Source organism: Pleionea sp. WD8-19 (genome assembly GCF_055326765.1).
Genome location: NZ_JBUZOU010000012.1, coordinates 20094 through 45080, shown reverse-complemented (window position 1 = coordinate 45080; position 24987 = coordinate 20094). Strand labels below are relative to the sequence as shown.

The window sequence follows — 24987 nt, the reverse complement described above, 5'->3', positions numbered from 1 at the left end:
CGAACGTTTATTTTTTTATCGATACGATAAAAAAGGTTTTAAGTTAATAGCTTCCTATAGACAGTAGCACCAAAGTACAAGCCTCTTCCACTTCGATACCAGCCGACTTAAACGAGTCGGCAGCTTGCTTTATTTCTGTTCCGGGGTTAAATATCACTCTTCTGGGTTTTAATTTTTTAATCGCATCGACTTCATGGGCCAGAATTTCAGGACGAACATAAAGCGTAACCGTATCAACTTTTGCATTGACTTCGCTTAAACTCTTCAAGCAAGGTAAGCCATCGATGGCTCCACCTTTGGGATTGACCAAAATTACGTCATGACCATGATTGAGCAGTTGTTTTTGCGCTTTATAAGCATACCTCGTGGGGTTACTGCTTGCGCCTAGTATGAGTGTGGTCGGCATAGTTTTCTTATTTTTTACTTTGTATGCCTAATTTACCGAAACCGCATTAGGAATACCACTGGAAACTTTTTAACACGCTGTTCTCAATTTGAATTAAAAATTAAATGAATACGTTGTATTAAAAAATTTGTCACAAAATCGCACTATAGTTAACGGCATTATTTTTCATTTACCTATGAGCTAAAGGTGTTAACTATGTCTACTGAGTTAAGCGAATTACCTGAAACCAGCGATGGTATATCACACGACGTTAATGCCGTTGCCAGTGCTATGATTCAATCGTTTGAAGAAAATAATAAAGACAGTGATTACCCTTCTATAGCAGCATTTAGCGACTCGATGCAAGAGTTGATGGAATAATTGATCGTTATTATTCCGAGTTAGAGTTAATCATTGCCTGACGTGGCGGACATTTAATCTGCCGTTACACCAGCCTCTTTAATTGTGCCTGACGTTGGGGTATTTATTATGTTGGGGCGTTTAAATGACTCTAATATCGAATACAAATAAATCACCAGTAAGCTAAGCAGAGCGCAGATCATATACACCCAAAACCCACCAATGTAATCCAGCATTAATCCTCCACCTAAAGGTGCTAAGGCAAAACCAAACGAGTAAAACGATGTTGCACCAAAATACGCGCCGCGTAAATGATTAGGCGCGATACGGTCGATATGCACGTTCATGGTTGGAAATAATATGGCTTCGGCTAGACTCATGATGGCAATGGCCCCAATCCAACCCCAAAACCAATCGAGTGGATTCAGTGCTAGCCAAATTTGAGAAATGGTTAGCAATATTAATCCCATTTGGATGCGGCGAACTAATGGTAGTTGAGCCATTAATTTAAGTAGCAAAAATTGACAGCTAATGATCACCAATGCGTTGGTCATGATTAGGCTAGAAACCAATGCCAAGAGTTCTGGAACTTCAGCACGGGTTAGGTACTGAACCAAAGTAGAGTCCATCTGCCCGTAAATAAACATGCATGTCATGTTGGCGATAATTAAGCACTGTAAAAGGCGAGCTTGCATCAATACTTTTAGCGATTTTAGTAAGTGATTTTGCGAGTTTTGAGTGGCCCGTTGGCCGGCTTTATTTCGATTTGTATAGATTACAAAGCCAAAGTGCTTTTTAAAACCGAACAGCAAAACAATCAAAAATAATGCAAAAGCGGCTGCGGTGATATAAAAAGAAGCGGACTCGCCAGAAAGTCCTAACCAAAATCCAATAATTGGGCCAATTGCCGTACCCACATTCACTGTAAAATACATGGACTGCATGGCCAGTTCGCGTGATTTTATATCGCTTATCATATCACCAATAAGGGCGGACGCAGCCGGCCGCCATACTTCCGTGGCAATGGAGCAGAGGGTAATAACAACAACGTATTCGGCGATGGTATCGGCATTGGCCAGTAAACTGAATGATATCGTATACAATAGTCCGCAAAGTATCATGATTTTTTGACGGCCAAATATGTCGGACAACATACTGCCTACAAAGCCAGAAAAAACCGAAATAACGGCTGCAAAAGTGAGGATAAGACCCACTTGAGTAGCCGAGATACCAAAAGAGTTGTAAAGAATAACCGATAGAAACGGCCATACCATGAAATAACTGCCACGCGTAATAAACGCACCGAATAGCAATATCCACATCAGTAAAGGAAATTGCTTCACCCTTTGGAAAGATACGTCGCTGTTCATTTAGTCCCTATTTTGAATTAGTATGATTAAAGTGACTTATATCTCATTGAGAGAGTATTGAATAGAGTTGTTATCAAATATGTTTTCATATCGAAAAGCAGGTGTTTGTTGAGTTTGATTGGTTGGTATATGAACGATTTGTAAGAGTCCTCTCGATCAACTCGCAGAGAGTTCGAATAATAAACATAAGACTGGTTTGCATGATAAATGGTAATTTTCCACAAGTTTGGAGAGTAACCCTATGCTAGTATTTTTCAACGTTTGGGGCTTCTTTACTATTTGTTATAAAAAACAATGATTTATTACTCGGATAAGAAAACAGGTGTTCGCCTGGGCGATGACGTTCTGGTTCGTCAATGGTTACGACGTGTAAAAGGCAAAATTACGTATTTACCTGGCGTTTCGCCGAAGAATCTTTATGTCGAGCAAGGTGGTGTGAAACGAGTCGGAATTCGACTTGAAGATGGCAGTTTCTTCACTTGTGATGTAGACGAAACAGCCGGACAATTAAAGTCATCAGTACGTTTTTATCAGCGCGGAGAGAGAACGTTATTATTACAGCCAGGTGAAAATCCCTTTACTGAAAGCCATTCTGAAGCGGCGTTCAAGATCGAGAGTTAGCGAACCGCCTCGTCTATTGTGAGGCTCATAGCTGTTCTTATAATTAGTAATACCGCCTCTTTTAACTAAGTCATCATCTATAATCAGTAGTACAACTACAAATCCACTTAATCCTTTTAAAAACTACTGAGATAACCTGTGCGAGTTTCGAGTATCATTTGCATCGTAGTGGGCGCTATTTGCTTGTTGGTAGCGATTCTATTTGCTTCTGCCCACTTTATAAGTTCAAATGCAGAAACTCTGGCTCAATATCCGGTAAACCTTTCCGAGTCAACGGTGAGCGATGTCAATTATCCTTTCTCTGTGAGTGACGATACTTATTTAGCACTTTGGTTAAAAGTACCGGGTCGAGCGATAGAAAGTAAAGATTTCTCGATCAGAATTAATTTTATAAATGAGCAGCAGCGAACCGTTGCGTTGGTGAGTAAAGAGTTTGGTTACTTCCATACTCGAATGGGTGTGAAAGATGGACAAATGTATAAGTTGGGAGAGCAACATTTTCGAAAAGGATTTTCCGGGACAGTTCAGGTGATACGTCAAAGTATATGGAATCCGAGCTATGAAGCTCAGTTGATCGTTAATGAGGTAACTGAATCATCAAGGAATAGCATTTATATTTATTCTATTGTATTTGTTATCGGCGTATCTTTTCTAACTTTGGGTATATTCCTTTTAAAGAAAAAATATTAGTTTGGCGAATTAATACTTCATCGAAAATCGATCGATGAAATTTTCTATTAAGAGAGAGAATCCAAAATTGGCCATGTTTTATCAGTCAATTAAGTTAGACTTCAAAATGTATTTTGAACCATCGTATCGATCAAAAAAATGCTCCAATAAAGGATGACTAATAGGCTCGTTCGACTCGTCCGGCTCCAGGTTTCGTTCCGCAACATAAGTGGAGTAATCGGCTTCATCAACCAGTACATGATACCAGGGGCGGTCTTTAGGTGGTCGTGATAACGCAACGGTTTCGTACCACTCGTCTGAGTTGCTGAAAACCATATCAACACCGACAATAACACCGCGATAGTCGAACAGCTTGTGGTGAACAATTTGACCAATATAAAAATTTGCGTCAATCATTAAATGTCATCCCAGGTGGCTATATAAGAGTATAGATGAAAATACTGGAGGTGTTAGGGTTTTCGCTTTGAGATGGGGCATCATTGGAAGGTTAGAAAAACTCGACGAGCCATCGCATAGAGTAATTTAAAAGCATTTTCTTAATCAAACTTTATTACAGCTGTCATAATAAATTCGTATTTGATTTTCATACTGCATGCGAACATTTTCTTTTGGCATTTTGATCCAGCTTTACATTTGCCTACTTCTAAAGTCACAACAACATGAGGTTCTCTATGTATAGGTTCTGTTCGAGCCCATCTGGTTCATTGGTTTTTCTATTTTGTTTTCTGCTGTTTACTCCAATAACGGAGAGTCATCCTGGCTATTATGGTACGGCGTTTCATGCACATACCATTGAAGAGGCTTTTGATACAGCGCAAAAGGAACATAAACTGGTTTTTGTTTATGTTGGTCAAGATGATCGTGGCTGGCGTCATTTTCGCTGGCCTGGTCAAAAGTCAAACACCCTGATTGACTTGCTGGTGAGAGAAACTGTTATCGTTGAACATAACTTTTCTAAACATCAAGCACAACTTGCTGAATTTGAAGTTAACGGCCCTGAACTGTTGATTCTTGATGGACAGCGAACGGTTTTATCACGACTTCCGTATGATGCCGTTACTTTGTTGGTGGAAAAGAAACTGCAGTCTCTCATCATCAGTAAAGAGGGGCTAGCGCGAATTGATAATGCCATCAAGTCAAATCGTAATCCATTTTTTAATCGTGAACGTAAAGCTGCTGCATTAGCATTGGCTGAGCAATACGATGAATCGATTGCCTTGTACGATCAGTGCTTGCGTGAAGCTATGATGGAAGATTCTTTAGCCGCAAAAAGTCGTAGACCGCAGGTCATTGGTGCGCTACTTGAATTAGCCAGTGAGCATAAAGAGGCGCAAGATGTGTTGTTAAAAAATAGGACCGTTGCAGAAGAACATCTGAGACTGAACCCGGCAAATGCCAAGCTCAGTGGCGATATTGCTCGAATCGATTTGACGCTCGATAAGCAGTCAAAAATATTTGAATTGTTTAATAAATTACCTCCAGGAAGTCGAGCACGTCATGGGCTTTTTGACTACGTGAGCGAAGAGCTCAGCAAACAAAAGCGTTATCAAGAACTTCTGGATCTTATAGAGCCAATTCAGGCGATAAAAGGTGAAATTGTTTTATATCAGCGTAATAAAATATTGCATCCAGCCTCCGCGGAGCGTGGTGAAAAAAGAGGTTCTCGTGCATTTGTGATTGATCGTGGTGTGATGATCGCAGAAGCATTGAATGCAGTAGGCAGAAATAAGGAGTTTCAAGAAGCCAGAGCTTTAATTCTCGAGTTTGATAATTCACCTCAAACCCAAAAAATGCTCGAAGAGTCATTAAACTCTTCGGAAAAACACACCATAAAAAAATAAGAAAGGGAGCCTGTCATCATGAATACTCTGTTTCATAGACATACATTCGCAGCCGTTATTTTCAGTACTCTGGCGATAAATTCAGAAGCGGAAGAGTTTACGGTTGTGGCATTACCCGATACTCAAAACTACTCTGCCGATTACCCGGAAACCTACACCGCGCAAACGCAGTGGATTGCAAATAACAAGGGGCTTTATAACATTCGGTTTGTAACCCACCTTGGTGATATAGTGGATGAAGCGGCGACGATTCAGCAATGGGAGAATGCATTCAACTCGATGTCGGTACTAGACAATACCAACATACCTTATGGTGTTGTTGGTGGAAATCACGATTTTCTTTATCCTGGCGATTATTATGATCCAGACGGTACCAACTACTTGACTTACTTTAATCCCGAGCGTTTTCAAAATAAACCTTGGTTCGGTGGCGCTTCTGAAAGTGGATTAAGCAGTTACCAAATCATCGAAGTGGCGGGAATGAAATATTTGTTTATTCATATTTTGATGGAAACGCCAGCAGAAGAACTGGCTTGGGCACAAGGTGTATTGAATGAACACCATGATTTGCCGGTTTGGGTGAGCACTCACCGTTATTTGTTTGATTGGTCGGTGCTTGGCGCTGGGCGCTATACCGATTTTAATTATACATTTGAACCTCTGTATCGACATGATGGTATAAAGTCGGATGATTTTTTTAATAATTTTGTTGCCTCCAATCGCCAAATATATCTGGTGCATTGTGGTCACAATCATTCAGAATATCGTCAATCAAGTAGCAATCATTTTGGCTCAACCGTACATGAAGTATTGGCAGATTATCAAAGTGGACCGAACGGCGGTGATGGCTGGATGCGAATCTATCGTTTGATGCCTGAAGACAATAAAATTTTGGGTGAAACATTCTCGCCTACCCGCAATGAATGGGATAAGGATTCCGAGAGTTCGTTTATTCTTGACGTAAACTTTAACGAATTTCGCGGACAACCAAGCGACAACCAAGTCGTGTTACAAAATGGATTGAATGGTTATCATGGAACGGATGATACTTGGATCAATGAAGCTTCAAAAAATAATAGCTACGGCGATAGCGGCGAACTGATAGTCGATGATGATACTCAAAATTCCTGGTGGAGTGACTATGCAGGTCAGGCCATATTGAGATTTTCTGATCTTACTCAAGGGCCTTATTATGAAGGTGATCCTTCGCCAGTTCGTATCCCGAGTAATGCGACCATAGATTCCGCAGAGCTCAGTATTAACTTAAAAAACGATCAAGATATGGGGAACTCGACCTACCGACTTTACCCGATGACCAGTGACTGGAGCGAAAGCTCGACATGGAACAGTTTAGTAGGTGGTATTCAGGTTGGGACGGAAACTGGCGCTCAAATCGCATCGTTTAAAGGAGACAATGAGCCGGCCAATAATGCGATTCGAACTTTGGATATCACTTCAACATTGACTCGCTGGTTAAATGGTGATTTACCTAACTATGGGCTAGCGATTATTCGTGACAATACCAGCGGAAATGATGATGGTATTACGGTTTATTCTTCTGAATCTGTCGAATCAGTGTTGCGACCTAAATTAACCATTAAACTCAGTTACCATGCCCTAAATGTTGCGCCTAAGATCACACAAATGTTGAGTGCTTCAGCACTAGAAGTTAACGAGGGTGATGAAGTGACGTTAATGCTCGCGGCAAAAGATCCGAACCGTAGTGAGCCGCTGGTGTTTTTTCTTGAGCAGCAGTCGATAGGCTTTGCAACGGGAGAGGGGGCGATTAAACACCATGTGTTACTCGAAGACGAAGGTGTTTATCGGTTCAGCAGTCAGGTTAAAGATGATGAAGTATTTGTAGATGCTGGAGATGTGACAATTAACGTGAAGAACCTCTCCCCGACGATCGTGGCTATATCCGAACAGCAAACTCTCAGTCAAGGAGAAGCGTTTGATTTTTACGTTACGGCTGCCGATCCGGGCGCTTTGGACGTGTTATCTTATGCATGGGATCTGAACGAAGATGGCATTTTCGATGATCATTATCAAGCGACTGGCAGTATCCGATTTAAGCAAGCCGGTGTGCATAAACTGCGAGTGAAAGTCAGTGATGATGATGGCGCTTTTGTCATTGAAGACATTTTAGTTAACATTCAGTAAACGGTTTAGTTAAAATTAATAAAGGCAACCTGAATAACAGGTTGCCTTTTTCATTGAATGTCATCATTTTTCTGTTCAGTCGAAAGCTGCTGTGTAACAATGTTAATTTAACAAAAACGCACTGAGGTTTTCGATGTCAAATCGATCCGATCTTAATTTGGCCACTCTTTATCCTTATCTGTTTGAGCATTCGGTACGAGAAACTTCGATACTAAAAGATCTGCGAGATGAAACGGCGAAAGACGCTATGTCACGCATGCAAATTGCACCTGAGCAGGGACAGTTAATGGGGCTGCTGTTAAAAATGCTCAATGCACGAAAAGTCATTGAAGTGGGAACCTATACCGGTTACTCAACTTTATGCATGGCGATGGCTATGCCAGATGATGGTAAAATTATCTGTTGTGATGTAAGTAAAGAGTGGACGGATATCGCTCGCGAGTTTTGGTTGCGTGCCGGTCTTGACCATAAGATGGATTTAAAGCTAGCACCCGCATTAGATACGTTGAAACACTTGATCAACCGTGGCCAATCTAATTCGTTCGATGCAGCATTTATCGACGCCGATAAAGAAAATTACGATGGCTATTATGAAGCCTGCTTAAATCTATTGCGTCCAGGTGGTTTACTCATGATTGATAACGTGTTTTGGGGCGGTCGTGTCATCGATGAAAGTGTTCATGATGTAGACACTCTAGCGATACGGGCGCTAAATAAAAAAATACATCAGGATCAACGAGTCGATATCAGTATGTTACCGATGGCGGATGGAGTGACTTTAGCAATGAAAAAGTAGGTTAGAATTTTCGGCTTGAATATCTTCGACAGGCTTGCTCACGTATCGATAATCAATGGTGAGCTTAAGCCCGTCGAAGGGCATGTATTAGTAAGATTTTCTTATCAATTAAAAGATATAATTAAACCCTAAAAATACCACGTCATTTTTACCTGCTCCGGCAATAAATTTGGATTTAATTTGTGGGAGAAGTAAAACATAGGACAAGGAATAGTCATCGTCGTTGGTGATGTCATTTTCCCCAATATAATCCACTGCAAATATATTCGCTTCATTAAGCAAAAAAGTGGCTCCGACACCGTACTTGGCATCGTTTTCTGAACCTCCAAATTCTAAATCTCGCTCATACCAACCCAAATTAGCCGTAAACATCCATTGGCTATTCAAATGATAGGCACCCGCAACACCAATTTCATTATCGTTTGAGATGTCTTCAATTTGTTTATGTGAGCCTACTAAGGTTAAGCTAAAAGGAGCAGACGCTTCGGGTTGCAGAAGTTTGTACTTGGCTTTTAACCGATATTGATCAAAGTCGACAGGCGACGCATCCGGCGAAATTTCTGAATAACTCAAGCTGACTTGGAATAAGTCTTTGGAAAAACCAAACGCTAAACTTGAAAGTGAAGAGGTGTCACTGTCAACGGCGGTTGGATTTAAAAAATAGTTAATGGATTTAGTGCTGCTTTTAAGCCCTTCCAGTTCAGCTTCTGTCAGGAATTGGTCATCAACAAAGTCAGTACCATCAAGCAGTCCGTAATTCTCTGCTTCGTTCATGGCTTGAGTTGCTAAGCTAGTCGCTGCCATCAAAGGAAGAATTATGGTTGTTAACTTTTTCATTGGAGCTCCTTATTGCTTTGGTTGTTGTTTTTTATTTCAGATCTGGTTGTTTTTCTTCATAGAGTTAGCTCGAAAATACAAGCTGTAAAAAGGCTAGTGGAGAACAGAATGCTTGGCTACCAAAATTCGTGATTCATATCAAAATGGGATTGAACTTTGATATTGTTGGTTCATTCGCCGCACTTAAAATTTCGGGTATAATCCTTATACATTCATTGATTAACGGAATAGATTATGGCAAGTATAGGTACACCATTTTCATCATCAGCAACTCGCGTATTGCTTTGTGGTGCTGGAGAATTAGGTAAAGAAGTTATCATAGAGTTACAGCGACTGGGCGTTGAAGTTATTGCTGTGGATCGCTATGCCAATGCGCCAGGTATGCAGGTAGCCGACCGCAGTCACGTGATCGATATGCTTGACGGTGCCGCACTGCGTAACGTTATTGAAACAGAAAAACCGCATTTCGTAGTACCGGAGATTGAAGCCATTGCCACAGACACTTTAGCAGAGCTTGAGCGAGAGGGTGTAACCATTGTACCTACTGCGCGAGCTACCCAATTGACGATGAACCGCGAAGGCATTCGCACACTGGCTGCGGAAGAACTTGACTTACCAACGTCTCCTTATGCTTTCGCTGATAATCAAGATACTTTTGAAAAGGCGGTTCAGGATATTGGTATGCCTTGTGTTGTTAAACCGATTATGAGCTCATCGGGTAAAGGTCAAAGTGTGATTAAATCTGAAGAAGATATTGAAACCGCATGGCAATACGCACAGGAGGGAGGGCGTGCTGGAAAAGGTAAGGTGATCATTGAGGGTTTTGTTGATTTTGATTATGAAATTACATTACTAACCGTTAAGCATATTGGCGGCATCAGCTTTTGCTTGCCGATTGGTCACCATCAGGAAGATGGTGATTATCGACAATCTTGGCAGCCTTGTGTGATGAGCGAAGTGGCGTTATCAAAATCACAAGACATTGCGCGAAAAGTGGTGGAGGCGCTATGTGGAGATAATGGTCGTGGAATATTTGGGGTCGAACTGTTTATTAAAGGTGACCACGTTTATTTTAGTGAAGTATCACCGCGCCCTCATGATACTGGGATGGTCACTTTAATTTCGCAAGACTTGTCCCAATTTGCTTTGCACGTTCGCGCGATATTAGGGTTGCCAATTCCGAATATTAAACAGCATGGCCCTTCGGCATCGAGTGTGATTTTGCCTACAGGTTCTTCGACAGATACGAAATATTCCAACCTTGCTGAAGCGCTTATGGACGAAGATACTCAGATCCGTTTATTTGGCAAGCCCGAGATTAATGGTCGTCGTCGTATGGGGGTTGCATTGGCGCGTGATGTGTCAATCGAGAAAGCGATTGAAAAAGCGAAACGCGTGTCTTCTCGGGTGACTGTAGAATTTTAGCTATTGTTCTTTTTCCAGCTACCGGACTTGATCATTCGAAAAGATTTACCTGCTAGCTGCTTTGGGTTAAGCAGGTAAATCCACACCGCAGGATATTCATCAACTTCGGTTAAAACTCGGTAAAAATAATCGGGAACTTCTTCTAATTCATCCAAGCGTAAAAGAATATCTTCCTTGACTTCATAAAGTTCAACGGTTATGGCTGAGTTTCCTGAGTCAACAATACCTGGGTAATCGCCTAGGTCGTACATGGTGTATTTGGGTTCCGTTTTGAACACACCCAAAAACGTTGCCGGCTTTAAAAGCCCATGGTATTGAAAATTTCTTTTAAGCGAACCATAAACCGCGACTTTGTACACTCTTTTATCTCAATATTTTGGTAAATGTGAGCGCAAGAGCTCTTTATTGTTTAGCTAAGGGTGATTGATGATCAAAACTCAACACCCGTTTTAAAATCCATTTTTCATTTTCCAGTATCCATAAATGAGTAAACTTGGCGATACTGGTTTTGTAAACGGGTTTGTTAGGCTCTTTAATGAAAAATTCATGCTCACCTTTTTGAATGGCTCCGTAAAGCACACCATTTTTTGTCATAGGAAACACTTCCATACTGTTACTGACGAGCTTTCGAATAGGCTTTTTATTGGGCGAGGAGCATATGTGTTGTTTTACGCCGTTTATAAAGTCAGTGCGATTTTGTATGCCGGCCTGGTCGTGGTAAAACTCAAAATCGTCAGCAATGAGGTTTTCCATCGCTTCAAGTTTACATTGATTAAAGACTTGCTCAAAAAGTACGTCATCCAATTGAAGTATGATGGAGTTAAGCTTGCTGGTGTTGCTGTTGGCGAAGGAGAGGCCAGTGAAGAATGAGCCCAAAATAAAAAGCAAAAAGGAATTTATTAGTTTCATTTTTTGTTACCTGTTGATTTAAGGGGTATGGAATCTAACAAATATTATGCCAGATTATCGATCGGATTAAATCAGGGCTTCAGGAGTAGATTACGAAATTGAAGGAGTGAAATTGACGAGAATATGGCATTTATTTAAATAAATGCCGAGGCCAGACAGTGTTTCGTTAGAAAAACTGAAGCAGCTGTCTGGCTCATTGTTATTTGGCGGTTATTGAGCCACCCACATTTTCCAATTGCGTGCTGGAATACTGAAGGTAAAGTTACCACCGGTAATATAAATTTCGTTGTAGCCGGAGTTTAGGTCCTTATAGTGTCGATACCACTTAAAGCGGCCATGAGTATTGACGTTGAAGTATTGGGGCTCACCACATTTATTAATGCCAACAATACCATCTTCATCGCGCCGGAACAAAATGGCGCAGTCGTTATAAGCGACGACTTCCATAAACTTCCCTTGCATTAGGTTATGAAAGCTGATCATTTTTTGAATGAAGTCTTTTTTAAAATAATCGTACCAGCGGTTGTTATCCTGGCTGCCGCTTTCGCCATGATCACTGTAAATCATGGGGGTACCACCATCGCGACCAAGCAGATAGGCATTGGCCAAAATTTCATCGGTCTGATCTAATATGTTGTGACGAAAAATACCATTGTTGGGAATGTCATGCGTGACACTGAATGTTATTGCTCGGTTACTCGGCAGGGCTTGTTCATAAGCTTCGGGGTTTATCAATTGCGAAAGGCTACCGCCAAAAGAAAACGCACGACGTATTTGTTGAAACAATGGAAAATCGTACGCAGAATGATCGGTGCCGTCTAAATAAGGTTTCAGAAACTTATGGTATTCGGTATCTCCTTGGCCGCCATTGGTGATGACTTCACCAAACAAATGCATGCCACTTTTTATTGTGCTATTGAAAACCTGGTTCAAGTGCCAGTGCGTCATGTGTTTTGCGGCATCAATACGAAACCCTTTTACACCCAATGCTTTTAATGCGCTCAAATAGTTTTTTTGTTGTTCGATTACCCAATTGTTGGGATCCATATCGGGTAGACCAGAATCGTTACTACCGCTACAGATACGGTTCCACTGTACATCGCCAATATTTCCATAATCCGATATGCATTGTGCGGGTTGATGGAAATCGTATTGTGAAAATAGACCGTGCTCTAAGTTGCCAAAAAGTTTTTGTTCATTCCAATAACGGTTGTTATTCCGGTAACTTGCTATTGCTTCGTCACCTGGGAAGTTTTGATTTCCGTTTCGTTCATTTGCCATATGATTTATGACAATGTCAGCATATACATCAATACCATTCAACTTTAAAGTATCAACCATTGCTTTAAAGGATTGTTTGTTGCCTTTGCAGTGATCAATAACTCTTAAGTCCTGCGGCTGAAAGCGTTGCCACCAAGCACAGCCCGATACGTTGGATTTAACAGGTGGTGCTACTAAGACTTTTTTAAACCCGGCAGACTTGATTTCACCCACACGATTTTTCACTTCATCGTAGTGCCAATCAAACGCATGTAATATGACGTCAGCATTGAGCGGTGCAATTAATAATAGAACGAATAGAGTAATACTGTGTTTCAACGTTTGTATCAATGAATATGTGTTCATAGCGATCACCTTGGTGATATTGTTTTAATGGATCACTGAGCGGTACGACACTTTCCAACAGTGCATAAACAATTTGATGTAACATTATTTTTGGGGTTGTTGTTACATCAAAATTATGGTGCTTTGGTCTTGTGACATTTTTGTGTCAGAAAACCTTAGCTGCATTACATACGTATGAATAGTGTTTGCATACGTATTCATATCTAGCGATGTCACAATTTGTAATTGTGGTATGCTAAATCCCAATTTTTTTGGCGTGGCGTGTATGATGAATCAACACACAATGAGATATGAGCCCAAGCATGGAATTTTTGAAATTACCTACCATGGAGAGTTTACAATTGAGCAAATGATCGAGATGTACACTCTATGCTATCGTCACCCTGACTTTCGTTTTGGAGGACGCTACCTGGTGAACTTTACGCACGGTGTACCGGTCATTAGTTTTCTGGATATGGCGAAATTAGCAGACTTTGCTCGTCAGGCTGGGGCACAGTCTAAAGAAAGTTATAAAGTTGCGGCCGTAGTAAAAGATGAAGTTGATTTTAACTTCGTGGAGCTTTGGCGACAGTATTCGGCAGGGCTGCAGAATGAGGAGTTTGAGTCTTTTACAGATTACCAACGAGCGCTCAAATGGCTCTCGGAATAAAATTTCCACCCCTTACGGCAAGTGCATAGAGGGATAATAGCACTTAGCTTACAATTGTATATTTAACTGCATTCAGGTTATCCTTAAGATTCAAGGGCTTTGAAAGGCTAATTGATATTATTAACAAAAGTGACAAACTTTTGACATCTTATTCGCTCCCAGAAAGACGTTAATACAGAATAACAAAGGGATTTTTCTTTAGGCAACTGACTTTAATCAACGTCAAAGCAAACCGTTATTAGCATAAGTTATTTATAAAATCTGGTAATAACCAGCAATTTTCTAATCTCAAAAAGTTAAAAATACCATTGATTAAATATTGAGTTGTATAGCGAAGGTGCGTAAAATCGCGCCTCCACGAAAGTCATGGATCCAGTCCCATGATTTTCAATAAAGAAAAGTTCAGTCCAGTCAGGAGTAAATATGTCTGCAAACTTATTCTCAGTTCGCCCTATGGCGAAGCTGATAGCCTCTGTTATTGCTTTAGGCGCAACTTCCGTTCCCGTAGTAGCTGAAGAGAAAGACCCAGAAGATAAAATCATTGTTACCGGTTCACGTATTAAACGTACGGAAATCGAAGGTGCAGCTACCGTGGTAAGCATGACCTCTGAAGAGATGCAGCAGCAGGGTTTTACGACACTTCAGGAAGCATTAAGCTCTATTACCTCTTCAACAGGTAGCTTTGTGGGTGAGCAAAATACCACCGGTTTTCAACCCAATGCACAAGGATTAAACTTACGAGGTTTAGGCCCAGGAAGAACGCTGATTCTTTTAGATGGTCGCCGTATTGCCGATTATCCATCACCTTATAACGGTGAAAGTAACTTTACCAACTTGTCGCAAATTCCAATGGCGATTGTTTCTCATGTAGAAATTATGGCGGGTGGTGCCTCGGCTATCTATGGTTCCGACGCTATGGCTGGCGTAGTCAACATCATTACTCATAAAAATATTGATAGTTCTACTTTATCCGCACGCTTTGGTGATACACAACAAGGTGGTGGTGCTTCTAAGAGGTTTCAATGGTACGGTGGAACTCAAGGCGCCAATGTTTCTAATATTTGGGCGTTCGAGTATTTCGATGCTGATCCCATTTTAGGCAGTGATCGTCCATTTTCAGGCGAGCGTGAGCTTGAGACCAGTTTGAGTTACTCCGTGTACGATTTTCAAGTAAGTGATTTTGTTTATACACTTGATGACAGCTCATGTGACTCTTTTGGTTATACATTCAATAATGATTCCGGAAGCTGTCAGCAATATTCTTCTCAATACAAATCGCTTCGTAATGATAAGCGCCGAGTTAACTTTTTTGATCGCGTGACCTTTGATCAAGGTGATTACAACGAGCTTTACTTGGAATTTCACTTTTGGGATATCGATGCCAAAAGTAACTCTGGACCTCGATTTTGGCAGCCTGGCTTAGAATTTTATTCTTTAGATAACTTAACGGATCAAAATCAATTTTTTACTCGTCTTAATTTGCGAGAGTTCTCAAATTCAGAATTGAATGATACTTGGGCAAAGCACAGTGAGCATGGTGCGGATGTCAAAGTTGGTTTTAAAGGATTGATTGATCAAGTATTCGACTACGAAGTGGTACTAACGCATAGTTTTCAAGACTCTAAAGAAAAGCAAACTTTATTAAAAGAAGAAGAAATTCTTGAGTTTTTCCGTGGTCCACAAGGCGGTACTTTTAATGATGGAACGCCCTTCTATTTTACTGACTTTTCTCGATACAATCGTCTGTTAACATCAGAAGAGATGGCGACTATAACGGGTGAAGATGTTTCAAAGAAAAACAGCGCTTTAACGAGCTTGTCGTTCGTAATGACTGGCGACTTAATGGATTTAGGTGACGATTATGCCCAGTTCGCAACCATTGTTGAAGCCGCGAACAATAAATATGAAATTGACTTACATCCTCGTACATTAAACAGCGATGGAAATGGATGGGTTGGACGCACAGGTACGGAAGGTGAAGGATCTCGAAATCGATACGCGTTAGGCTTAGAAACTCGATGGCCACTCAGCCCAACCGTTAATGTAACGGTTGCGGGTCGATACGATAAATACGATGATGAAACACAGGTTGATGATGCTTGGACCTATAACCTTGGTTTGGAATATCGTCCTGTAGAAGGCTTACTGATTCGAGCATCGAATAACAGCAACTTCCGTGCGCCAGATATGCATTATATTTTTGCTGCAGAAGGCGGAGCTTACATAAGTTCCCCATTCGCTGGTACCACCGCATTTTCTAAAACCCATGGCTCAAATGAGCTTGAAGAAGAAACAGGAACATCAACGACCATTGGAGTCGTGTATGAGCCAATAGACAACCTTTCATTTTCTGTCGACTTTTATCAAACTGAAATGGAAGGGTTGGTTGAAGTGCAAGATGGTTACTTAATGACCTATGTTTTTGGTAATTGCTTATCGGATAATTCGTTCAGCTATTTGGGCTACGATTGCGCGTTCGTTAATGAGCAGGTGACTTTCGATAATGGTCAAACATTCGAAGACCGTGTTTCATTTGATGGCTCTAACTTTATCGTAAATGTGGAACCGGTGAATACGGCTTACCTGATGCAGCAAGGGGTTGATACCAGTTTAAAGTACAGTTTTTCCACCGCTAACTTTGGTCGATTTAGTTTTGTTGCTAATCACACTAACGTGTTAAAAAGTGAGCGTCAGATTTCTGAGCATGCTGAAAGAGAAACCAATTGGAGAAATGATCCATTTAATGGAGATCTCAGAAGTCGTTTTCGTGCGAGTGCAACTTGGATGATGAGTGACTGGAGAGCTACTTTATTTGCCAATCGAATCGGATCATTAAACAGTGAAGAACGTCGACAGTCTTGGACGCTTTACAATATGTCGGTGTCTTATGGTGTGACTTCAGACCTCACTCTGGATCTTATCATCAATAATTTAACGAATGAATATCCTCGAATGGGTACTTCAAGCAGTTGGCCTTACTTTAATAGCCAACATTACAATGCCGCTCGTCGTGAGTGGTTTGTAGAAGCTCGCTATGAGTTTTAACCTCTCCTGACTGGAAAGGCTAAGCCGCCTACATCTCCCCGATGTAGGCGGTTTTTTTATTTAACCGGGAAAATAAGGCTTAAACAAATTCATTGAGCAGAGTCATTAATTTAGTTTTATTCTTGGTTGACTTTTGTGCATTTCGCACCAATTGGCGCAGTTGTTGACGATCACAAGCTGGGTAAGACTCCAGAAATATTTCCGGATTTTGTTTTTCTTCAACCAGTTTTTGGTACCACATTTCCGCTTCACTTGGCCTTGTGTCGGCTTCAATGAGTGGTAAGCCTTTTCGAAAACGAGTCAACGCGAGCTCTATTGGTTCCAGCTCAATTTCTCTTAACAACTTTCCGATACGTTTGAAATGTCGTTTGCGGGCTTCATTGCCTTTAATGTTATTCAGCTCGGCATAAGCTGCCAAAACGTCTTCGGTCAGAGGGAGTTTTTTTAAATTATTCAGGCTAATATCAGCGAGCTCCACACCAAATTGCGTTATTTCCTTCAGCTCACTTTTTACTTGAGATTTACTTTTAAAGTCTTCATCCTGTTCATCTTCGGGATGAGGTAAGTGATCGTCATTATGCATTAAAACTACCAGCGAAAAGTTATCGTGGCGTATATTTTATCAGGATTAATGTAATTACTGCGAATGTCGAGTAGGTAGTTATTGTCTCCTCGGTGTTGGTAGGTAACACGAGTATCCAGCCAGCTTTCGCCAAAGTCGAAAGTATAGCTAATGGAGGTATCGATGCGCTCAAAGGTTTGCAAGTACCAATCATCGTAATAATAGTAACTGACTGACCAACGTAGCGTATTTTCAAATTCATAGAAGCCATTGAGCGTACGTGTACCGCTTGCTCCAGTACGTTGGTAGAAATTGCTACTGGATTGATAATGATCGAGGTATGAGGCAGTACTCCATATTTTGATGCTCGGCGTAATACGCCAGTCAACTTGTCCTTCAATGCCTTTTACTTTTATATGGCCGCTATTTTGTAATGCAAAATTACCCACTTGAGTTTCACCTTCCAGTAGATCTGTTAGGTTATCGCGAAACAGTTTGATATCGAGCTCTACCGTTTGCGACTCACTCCGAAAATACCAGCCCAGCTCCCAAGATTCGATTTGCTCCATGCGAAGCCCGCCAGAAGACTGTGCATGTTGGTAATAACGACCAAAGGTGTCAGTACCGTTAACGGGTGTTGAAAGGTTGCGTAAAGTATAACTTCGTGATGCATTCTCTTCGAACAAATCTGGGCTACGGTTTGCACGAGAATAAATGGCTCGAAGGCTTTGATTGGGAGATAGCATAAAATTGGTAGCAAAACGCGGGGTCAATTCCTCACCGATCATACTGTCTTTTTCTTGCATGGCGCCAATATTAAACCGCCAGTTATCACCGGCTTTTATTTCTAAGTTGGCAAATAAACGCCATATATCTTTGCTGCTGGTTCCTGCGAAGTAACTTTCCGATGACACGGTGTCTTTTCGATAACTGAGCCCGGAAACCAAACGAAGCCACTGATTAAACTCACTGGTGATTTGTGCTTCGATATCGACTCGTTTTTCTATCAAATGCTGATTGGCAAAACCGGTCACTTGCGCTGTTCCGAGTTCATTCAATCGTTGCATGACTAAAAGCGCTTGAGCAAGTACATCAGGATCGTTCGGTATGGGTGGCGGTTGTCCTCCTCCTAAGGCGTTGAGCAAGTCCTGAGTATAAGCAGGGTCCATACCGTATAAATCATACAGTTCTGGCGTAAGAAATAGCGCAAACTGTTGAGTTTGCCAGTTTTCTTCAATATCCGTGTGCGTAGAAAATAATTGAACTTTTAATTCATTCGTTACACTTAAGTCTTGATTATAAGTGAGGTGAGCAAAGCTGTTTTTTACATCGACCATGTGGTAATCGTTGATTTCATTTGATTCAAGTCCGTCTACTTCTTTTTCGCTATCACTTATTCCTGCTTGCGCACGAAAATAGTGATTGCCTTCGCCATGCCAAACAAAATCTGTAGAGAAAAACGTATTATCGTGGCTATCAAATCGTTGTTCTCCATTCTGCCCTGCTTCAAAGCCATCATCATTGTGCGTTGCGACGGTGGCCTCCCATGCAAAATCGCCAAACTGTTTACTGTAACGAGCTTGCCCATCCGCAATTCCATGATTACCTCCGGTGTCGGCGAGCTTGCCTCCTGGCGTGTCTTCCGGATGAAAGGTAATAATATTAATAACCGCCATATAGCTGTTGGCACCATAAAGGGCTGTGTTGGGACCGCGAATGACTTCGATCCGTGATATTTTATCGAGTGCTAGAGGCAGATCTTGCCAAAGGATTCGTGCAAGCGCGGCTTGATAAATAGAGCGACCATCAACCAAAACTTGTAAATGTCGACTGTTTTCAACAGCCAACACATGGTACCCCACTTCCGGCGTGTGTCCGCGTTCGTAACCGACATACATTCCAGGAACCAGCCGAAAAACTTCGGCTAAAGTGCGAATACCAAGATCACGAATGGTCTCTTGTTCAATAACGGTAACTGAAGCGGGTGTTTCGGCACGAGGTTGTTTTAACCGAGCAGCACTTAAGACAACCGGAAGTTCGTCGTCAAATAAATCATCGAGAGAGTCGTTTTGATCGGCCAAACTGACACTGAAAGTTGTCACTGAACTTAATATCAGTAACCAGGTGGTAGCGGATTTGTGTATCATAGTCACTCAGCACATTGAAGGTTTGTCTTACGAGTCGCAGTACTTTGCAAACAAGAGCGTGTGTTATTATTAAAGAAATATCAGCAAGTTCCATTTGTGTATTTCTTTAAGGTCCCTGCGTTAGTGTAGTAATGGTTTTTAAATTTTTCCTAATTTCCGAGGCATTTTTGTGAGTGAACATAACTCGGCATCTCTTGATGCAATAGATGTGGCTGAAAAAAAGCAATCCATGCGAGATATTTGTGAGCGTATTTTGTCGTTAGCAAAACAAAAAGGCGCGACAAGTGCTGAAGTGGGCGTGAGTCAAGATCTCGGTATCAGTGTGCAGGTACGCTCCGGTGATGTCGAAACGGTTGAGTTTAATCAAGATGGTAGTTTTGGCATCAGTGTTTTTTTTGGGCAAAAAAAAGGCATGGCAACCACGACAGACACCAGTGCTAAAGCTATAGAGGAAGCTGTGGACGCGGCTTGCAATATAGCACGATTTACATCACCCGATCCTTTCGCTGGGTTAGCCGATAAATCGTTAATGGCGACCAAATTAATCGATTTGAAGTTGGATCACCCCAACAGTGTCACGGTTGAAAAAATGATCGAAACGTCGTTACGTTGTGAAGCGAAGGGGTTGGACTTCGATAAACGAATCGCGCAAAGTGATGGTGCGGGTATTTCTGCGCATCGTTATATGCGAGTGTATGCAAACAGCCACGGTTTTGTTGGTGACTCATCGAGCACTCGCTATAGTATGAGTTGCGTTTTAATCGCTGAAGATTCAAAAGGAAAGCAACGAGACTACTGGTATTCATTAGGCCGAAAACTGTCGGACCTGGAAGCTCCTGAACAAATTGGTGAGAAAGCTGCTGAACGTGCTGTTTCGCATTTAAGTGCTCGCGTTATTCCCACTCAAAAAGTACCTATTTTAATGATGCCCGATGTAGCGCGCGGTGTGTTTGGGCATTTTTTAAGTGCTATTCGAGGCAGTGCTTTGTATCGTAATTCGAGCTTTTTAGTTGATTCATTAAATACTCAAATTTTTCCTGATTTTTTACGTGTGGATGAACGACCCCATTTATTGGGTGGTTTGGCATCCAGTTGTTTTGATAACGAAGGCGTCGCAACTCATGATAGAGATATTATTCAACGAGGCGTGTTACAAGGTTATGTGCTCGGCAGTTACTCCGCACGTAAATTAGGTATGACAACGACAGCCAATGCTGGCGGTTTGCACAATGTTTTTATCAGCCATTCTGATCTTGATTTTTCGCAAATGGTTAACGAGTTAAAAACGGGCTTATTGGTTACCGAAGTGATGGGGCAAGGTGTGAATTTGGTTACCGGTGATTATTCACGTGGCGCTGCTGGCTTTTGGATAGAAAATGGTGAAATACAGTTTCCGGTGCATGAGGTGACCATTGCTGGAAATTTACGTGATATGTTTCGAAACATTCGTCTGGTAGGTAATGATTTGGATTATCGATCGTCTGTGGTTTCTGGTTCAATCATCGTTGATGGGATGACAATCGCTGGGAGTTAAACGGTGAGCGAGTTTAGAGTTTGCTAGGTACGGGAAAACCGATAACTGCAAGCTCTTCGATACTTGTAGGGTGTGGTTGTAACCCACCAGAAAAAGTCCAGGCTTGGCCTATGCAAAAATAAAAAACGCTCATTTTTAAATGAAAAAGGCACAACTAAAGTCGTAGTGTTTTCGGTGGGTTACAACCATACCCTACGGAGCTCAAGTAACTCCTAATTATTAACTTTGCTGACTTTTTCTGAATGTTTAGATTCATGTTAATTTGTACCTGCGCGGGAGCGCTGGGTACTAACTCGAAAAAGACTTTTAGCTTTTTTAAAATTGTTAAGCAAAAAACAAAGTCGCAAAACCAAGCAGTGTAAAAAAGCCGACGACATCCGTAATCGTGGTTAAAATAACACCGCCGGATAAAGCCGGATCGATATTTAACTTTTTAAGAAACATGGGTAAGGAAGCACCGGCAAAAACGCCCACAATTAAATTGACAATCATCGCACCACCAATGGCTATGGCCAGATGAAGTCCATGGCCCGTGGATTCTTGAAACCAAAAGTAGGTTAATGTCCCGACAGCTAATGCCCAGAGTATGCCGTTAATAACGCTAACGCCCAGTTCTTTCATGATCAACCAACGACTATTGCCCGATACGATATGCCCAAGTGACATACCGCGTATTACCAATGTTAGCGTTTGAGTACCGGCAACACCACCCATGCTGGGTACTATGGGTTGAAGAATGGCAAGTGCGGTTACAATTTTAATGGTGTCTTCGAACACGCCAATCACACGGGCAGCAATTAAAACCGTTAACAAATTAATACCGAGCCATATGGCTCGTCGTTTGGCTGAAGACCATACCGGTGCAAAAGTATCGTCGGTTTCATCCAGACCGGCCATGCTCATCAGTGAATGCTCGGCTTCTTCCCGAATAACATCCACAACGTCATCGATGGTGATTCGACCAAGCAGTCGGCCTTCTTCATCAATCACCGGTGCTGATAACAGATCGCGACGTTGGAATATCTGAGCAACTTCCGTTGCCGGCATAGTGGCTGGGATCGACTCGAGGTTACCATCGAGCAGATCTTCGACAATCATATCGGTTTTGCTGGTGACCAGTGTTGCCAGGCTCACACTGCCTAACAATCGATCTTTAAAGTCCACTACGTACAGACTGTCGGTGCTTTCTGGTAGGCCTTTCATACGTAGATAACGTAACACCACATCGATAGTCACTTTGGGGCGAATGGTGACGGTATCCAGGTTCATCAAGCCACCGGCGGTATCTTCCGGAAAAATCAGAGCGGCTTCGATTCGATGGCGGTCTTGCTCACTCATCGACGCCATGACTTCTAGGTAAACACTCTCTGGCAACTCGCCAATTATGTCGGCCAGGTCGTCGGTTTCCAGGCCTTCCAGCGCCTGAGCCAGGTGTTCAGGCGCCATTTGATCGACAAAATTATTTCGAATTTCGTCGTTTAGATAATTTAGAATATCCCCTTCACGCTCTACATTAACCAGCTTCCAGAGCAGATTTCGAGCTCGAGGAGGAGAAGATTCCAGTAGGTGGGCAACATCGGAAGCCGGCATGTCGTTGAGCATCATACGAACATGAACAAACATGCCAGAGTCCAGCGCTTCATTAAGTTGCTGAATTTGATCGGCGGATTGTTCTTGTTCGTAGGTTTCGATCATTCGCGTTCCTGTTGTTTATGTTCTGAGAGTTGAACGCTGCTAAAAATGCTTTAGCAAGCAAAGAGTTAGCGTAATTTTATAATATTAAGTCTAGTACAGTCGAAGAATAATCCTAAAAACTTTCGAGAAACGTTAAAAGTTCTCTAAATCGATGAGTAAACCTTAGTTCAGAGTAAGAAAATTTAAGAATGTGGTTGAAGCGGAATAGGGCTTTATTTTAAAGCCGCATTAAAGTGTTATCTACGCTAAAGAACCGTTCATTGACTTAATGAAGAATAATTCCGTTACGCGGTTTTGAAACGTGGATGACTTTCTCGAGTTGGCGTCAGCAAGATTCATAAAAGCCGCGACTGATGAGCTGCTCCAATGCATCGATGGCCTGTTTCTCATCCGTGCCATGTGCCGTAATTTCGACCGTTTTACCGCAATTCGCGGCGAGGGTGAGGAGGTGAATGAGGCTATCCGCGGGTACCTGATTGCCCTGGAGCTCAATGGTAATTTCTGATTGAAATTGCTCGACCAGTTTAACGACTTCAGCGGCAGCGCGTGCGTGCATCCCTTTGCTGTTGACGATGGTACAATTGCGTTTCAGCATTCTGGACCTTGCTTTACATACAGATGGATCGATTGCTGCGCTGTCGACTGTAAACGTTGTGCCGCTTGTTGCAAGTCGAGGGATTCACATTGAGAAATGGCTTCGAGCATTGCATCATTAAAACCCGTAACGCAAATGACCGGTAAATCATTGGCTAATTTTTGCAGCAACTCGCTATGGGTACTGTCGGAATCGGCCAGCACCAAAACACCAGCGCCATTATCAATACTTTGTATTCGATGGGCAATATGCGGATATACAATGGTAACACTGGCTTCGGGGTTAAAGGTTAAGCTATGACAGTCGAGTGGTAACGAGTCGAGTCGCTTTTTCACGACACTCAGCATTTCTTTGCCAGCCATGGATCGTGACAGAATTAAAACACTGACGCTACTCATGAGGTTCCTTTGGCAGATCGCGGTGCACGACTTTAACGTTGGGGCGCTCTTCACGAAAATACGCCGCCAGCTTTTCGGCCATATAAACACTTCGATGGTGTCCACCAGTGCAACCAATCGCTATGGTCATATAGCTTCGATTGTCTTGCTCAAAGCGGGGCAGCCAAGTGTGTAAAAATACCTTCAATTGCCAGAAAAACTCCATGACTTGCGGCTGAGTTTCTAGAAAGTTGATGATGGGCTTTTGTGTGCCGTTGTATTCTCGTAACTTGGGATCCCAGTAAGGATTAGGCAAGCAACGAACATCAAAAACATAGTCAGCGTCCGTTGGAATTCCATTTTTAAAGCCAAACGATTGGAACAAAATATCCATGTTCGATTCGTGCGGAACCAACACCCTTTCTTTAATATAATCGCGCAACGCGTACGGCGTCATCGACGTAGTGTCAACCAGAAGATCGGCAGCTAGAGCAATGGGCTCGAGTAACTCGCGTTCTTTGGCGATCGCCTCTTTTAAAGAATAGCCACTTTGCGTTAATGGGTGACGCCGCCGAGTTTCGCTGAATCGCTTCAGCAGCGTGGCATCATCAGCATCAATATAAAATACCTGAAAATGTTCGCCTTTTTGGCTGATGCTGTCGAGAATTTCAGAAAACTTATGAAGGTCGGATGGAAAGCTGCGCGCATCAACACCTAAAGCCAGATCTTGATGTTTTATCTCGAAGGTATCGACCAATTGCGGTATCAGCGACAATGGAATATTGTCGACACAATAGAATCCCTGATCTTCCAGAGCCCTGAGCGCTACTGTTTTTCCTGAGCCGGAGCGACCACTGAGTATGACGCGCTTCATATTTAATTTAACTAATGATTATTGGTTTGTTTTTGTACCGCAGTTTCGACTATATCATAGAGTGCTTGGTTATTATATGCGTTTCTTAATTGACGGCAGAAGCCTTCCTGTTTTAATAATTTAGCGATATTTGCCAGACACTCAATGTGATCGTCATGAGCTTTTTCCGGTACGAGCAAGGCGAACATAATATCCACGGGTTGTTTGTCTGGCGCTTCATAATCTACACCTTTGTCCAACATGATCACCGCGCAAATGATTTGATCACAATGATTACAACGACCGTGAGGAATTGCAATTCCCTGACCTAAGGCCGTGCAGCCTAAACGTTCACGTGCAAACAGGCTGTCCAACACATCTTGCTCGGATAGCGTGTCGCAAGAATTGGAAAGTAACTGACTGAGTATTTCGAATGCTCTTTTTTTACTAGAGGCCGAGGCACCTACCAGGGTGCGCTCGGGCTTAAGACAACTGATAAAATCCATA

The 24987-nt window shown here is 42.1% G+C and carries 24 protein-coding genes; 10 read left to right on the top strand and 14 right to left on the bottom strand.

The genetic code is table 11. The features are described 5' to 3' along the window. Positions 1-43: 43 nt before the first annotated feature. Entirely contained in the window at positions 44-406 is a 363-nt protein-coding gene (locus tag ACTUJY_RS14235; RefSeq protein WP_463616774.1) for a CoA-binding protein, read from the bottom strand. 195 nt (positions 407-601) lie between these two features. On the opposite strand from ACTUJY_RS14235, the gene ACTUJY_RS14230 reads away from it, so the two are divergent. After that, the gene (locus ACTUJY_RS14230; RefSeq protein WP_463616773.1) at positions 602-766 is read left to right on the top strand and encodes a hypothetical protein; all 165 of its coding nucleotides are present in this window, start codon (positions 602-604) and stop codon (positions 764-766) included. Between the two features lie 53 nt (positions 767-819). On the opposite strand, the gene ACTUJY_RS14225 is transcribed toward ACTUJY_RS14230, so the two are convergent. Beyond that, a complete protein-coding gene (locus ACTUJY_RS14225) occupies positions 820-2115 on the bottom strand; it encodes an MFS transporter (protein WP_463616772.1) in 1296 nt (431 codons plus the stop codon). A gap of 294 nt (positions 2116-2409) precedes the next feature. Between ACTUJY_RS14225 and ACTUJY_RS14220 the strand changes: the two genes are divergently transcribed. Both ACTUJY_RS14220 and ACTUJY_RS14215 read left to right on the top strand, forming a co-directional pair. After that, positions 2410-2736 (top strand): hypothetical protein, encoded by a 327-nt coding sequence (locus ACTUJY_RS14220; protein WP_463616771.1) that lies wholly within the window; start codon positions 2410-2412, stop codon positions 2734-2736. 138 nt (positions 2737-2874) lie between these two features. Continuing rightward, positions 2875-3426 (top strand): hypothetical protein, encoded by a 552-nt coding sequence (locus ACTUJY_RS14215; RefSeq protein ID WP_463616770.1) that lies wholly within the window; start codon positions 2875-2877, stop codon positions 3424-3426. Between the two features lie 81 nt (positions 3427-3507). On the opposite strand, the gene hspQ is transcribed toward ACTUJY_RS14215, so the two are convergent. Further along, entirely contained in the window at positions 3508-3822 is a 315-nt protein-coding gene (gene hspQ, locus ACTUJY_RS14210) for a heat shock protein HspQ (RefSeq protein ID WP_463616769.1), read from the bottom strand. 275 nt (positions 3823-4097) lie between these two features. Between hspQ and ACTUJY_RS14205 the strand changes: the two genes are divergently transcribed. From ACTUJY_RS14205 to ACTUJY_RS14195, 3 genes are all read left to right on the top strand, one after another. After that, complete coding sequence (locus tag ACTUJY_RS14205) at positions 4098-5267, top strand: hypothetical protein (RefSeq protein ID WP_463616768.1); 1170 nt, start codon at positions 4098-4100, stop codon at positions 5265-5267. 18 nt (positions 5268-5285) lie between these two features. Next, on the top strand, positions 5286-7430 hold the full coding sequence (locus tag ACTUJY_RS14200; protein WP_463616767.1) for a DNRLRE domain-containing protein: 2145 nt from the start codon (positions 5286-5288) through the stop codon (positions 7428-7430). Between the two features lie 133 nt (positions 7431-7563). Continuing rightward, the gene (locus ACTUJY_RS14195) at positions 7564-8226 is read left to right on the top strand and encodes a class I SAM-dependent methyltransferase (RefSeq protein ID WP_463616766.1); all 663 of its coding nucleotides are present in this window, start codon (positions 7564-7566) and stop codon (positions 8224-8226) included. Between the two features lie 108 nt (positions 8227-8334). On the opposite strand, the gene ACTUJY_RS14190 is transcribed toward ACTUJY_RS14195, so the two are convergent. Beyond that, entirely contained in the window at positions 8335-9063 is a 729-nt protein-coding gene (locus ACTUJY_RS14190) for a hypothetical protein (RefSeq protein WP_463616765.1), read from the bottom strand. Positions 9064-9297: 234 nt separating this feature from the next. Here ACTUJY_RS14190 and purT point away from each other — a divergent pair, with 234 nt between their 5' ends. Beyond that, on the top strand, positions 9298-10488 hold the full coding sequence (gene purT / locus ACTUJY_RS14185; protein ID WP_463616764.1) for a formate-dependent phosphoribosylglycinamide formyltransferase: 1191 nt from the start codon (positions 9298-9300) through the stop codon (positions 10486-10488). On the opposite strand, the gene ACTUJY_RS14180 is transcribed toward purT, so the two are convergent. From ACTUJY_RS14180 to ACTUJY_RS14170, 3 genes are all read right to left on the bottom strand, one after another. After that, positions 10485-10847, bottom strand: a complete 363-nt coding sequence (locus tag ACTUJY_RS14180) for a gamma-glutamylcyclotransferase family protein (RefSeq protein ID WP_463616763.1) — start codon at positions 10845-10847, stop codon at positions 10485-10487. The two genes, purT and ACTUJY_RS14180, sit on opposite strands and share 4 nt — an antisense overlap. 43 nt (positions 10848-10890) lie before the next feature. Next, on the bottom strand, positions 10891-11397 hold the full coding sequence (locus ACTUJY_RS14175) for a nuclear transport factor 2 family protein (protein ID WP_463616762.1): 507 nt from the start codon (positions 11395-11397) through the stop codon (positions 10891-10893). A 210-nt stretch (positions 11398-11607) separates the two neighbouring features. Continuing rightward, complete coding sequence (locus ACTUJY_RS14170; RefSeq protein WP_463616761.1) at positions 11608-13023, bottom strand: alpha-amylase family protein; 1416 nt, start codon at positions 13021-13023, stop codon at positions 11608-11610. 268 nt (positions 13024-13291) lie between these two features. Between ACTUJY_RS14170 and ACTUJY_RS14165 the strand changes: the two genes are divergently transcribed. After that, on the top strand, positions 13292-13672 hold the full coding sequence (locus ACTUJY_RS14165; RefSeq protein WP_463616760.1) for a hypothetical protein: 381 nt from the start codon (positions 13292-13294) through the stop codon (positions 13670-13672). A gap of 423 nt (positions 13673-14095) precedes the next feature. Next, positions 14096-16717 carry a TonB-dependent receptor plug domain-containing protein gene (locus ACTUJY_RS14160; RefSeq protein ID WP_463616759.1) on the top strand — a complete coding sequence of 874 codons (2622 nt, stop codon included), beginning with the start codon at positions 14096-14098 and terminating at the stop codon, positions 16715-16717. Positions 16718-16796: 79 nt separating this feature from the next. Here the strand turns inward: ACTUJY_RS14160 and yjgA are convergent, their stop codons facing one another. Together yjgA and ACTUJY_RS14150 are read right to left on the bottom strand one after the other, a co-directional pair. Continuing rightward, on the bottom strand, positions 16797-17300 hold the full coding sequence (gene yjgA, locus ACTUJY_RS14155; protein WP_463616758.1) for a ribosome biogenesis factor YjgA: 504 nt from the start codon (positions 17298-17300) through the stop codon (positions 16797-16799). Positions 17301-17305: 5 nt separating this feature from the next. Then, positions 17306-19426 (bottom strand): TonB-dependent receptor plug domain-containing protein, encoded by a 2121-nt coding sequence (locus tag ACTUJY_RS14150; RefSeq protein WP_463616757.1) that lies wholly within the window; start codon positions 19424-19426, stop codon positions 17306-17308. Between the two features lie 169 nt (positions 19427-19595). Between ACTUJY_RS14150 and pmbA the strand changes: the two genes are divergently transcribed. After that, on the top strand, positions 19596-20960 hold the full coding sequence (pmbA, locus tag ACTUJY_RS14145; protein WP_463616756.1) for a metalloprotease PmbA: 1365 nt from the start codon (positions 19596-19598) through the stop codon (positions 20958-20960). A 324-nt stretch (positions 20961-21284) separates the two neighbouring features. Here pmbA and mgtE read toward each other — a convergent pair whose 3' ends face one another. The 5 genes from mgtE to ptsN all read right to left on the bottom strand — a co-directional run bounded on the left by mgtE (position 21285) and on the right by ptsN (position 24986). Beyond that, positions 21285-22655, bottom strand: a complete 1371-nt coding sequence (gene mgtE, locus ACTUJY_RS14140) for a magnesium transporter (RefSeq protein ID WP_463616755.1) — start codon at positions 22653-22655, stop codon at positions 21285-21287. Between the two features lie 325 nt (positions 22656-22980). Then, a complete protein-coding gene (locus ACTUJY_RS14135) occupies positions 22981-23250 on the bottom strand; it encodes an HPr family phosphocarrier protein (RefSeq protein ID WP_463616754.1) in 270 nt (89 codons plus the stop codon). Further along, positions 23244-23648 carry a PTS sugar transporter subunit IIA gene (locus ACTUJY_RS14130; protein ID WP_463616753.1) on the bottom strand — a complete coding sequence of 135 codons (405 nt, stop codon included), beginning with the start codon at positions 23646-23648 and terminating at the stop codon, positions 23244-23246. The genes ACTUJY_RS14135 and ACTUJY_RS14130 overlap by 7 nt, the downstream gene beginning before the upstream one ends. Next, on the bottom strand, positions 23641-24501 hold the full coding sequence (rapZ, locus tag ACTUJY_RS14125; protein ID WP_463616752.1) for an RNase adapter RapZ: 861 nt from the start codon (positions 24499-24501) through the stop codon (positions 23641-23643). Before rapZ ends, ACTUJY_RS14130 begins: the two co-directional genes overlap by 8 nt. An 11-nt stretch (positions 24502-24512) precedes the next feature. After that, the gene (gene ptsN, locus ACTUJY_RS14120; protein WP_463616751.1) at positions 24513-24986 is read right to left on the bottom strand and encodes a PTS IIA-like nitrogen regulatory protein PtsN; all 474 of its coding nucleotides are present in this window, start codon (positions 24984-24986) and stop codon (positions 24513-24515) included. Between the last annotated feature and the right edge of the window lies 1 nt (position 24987).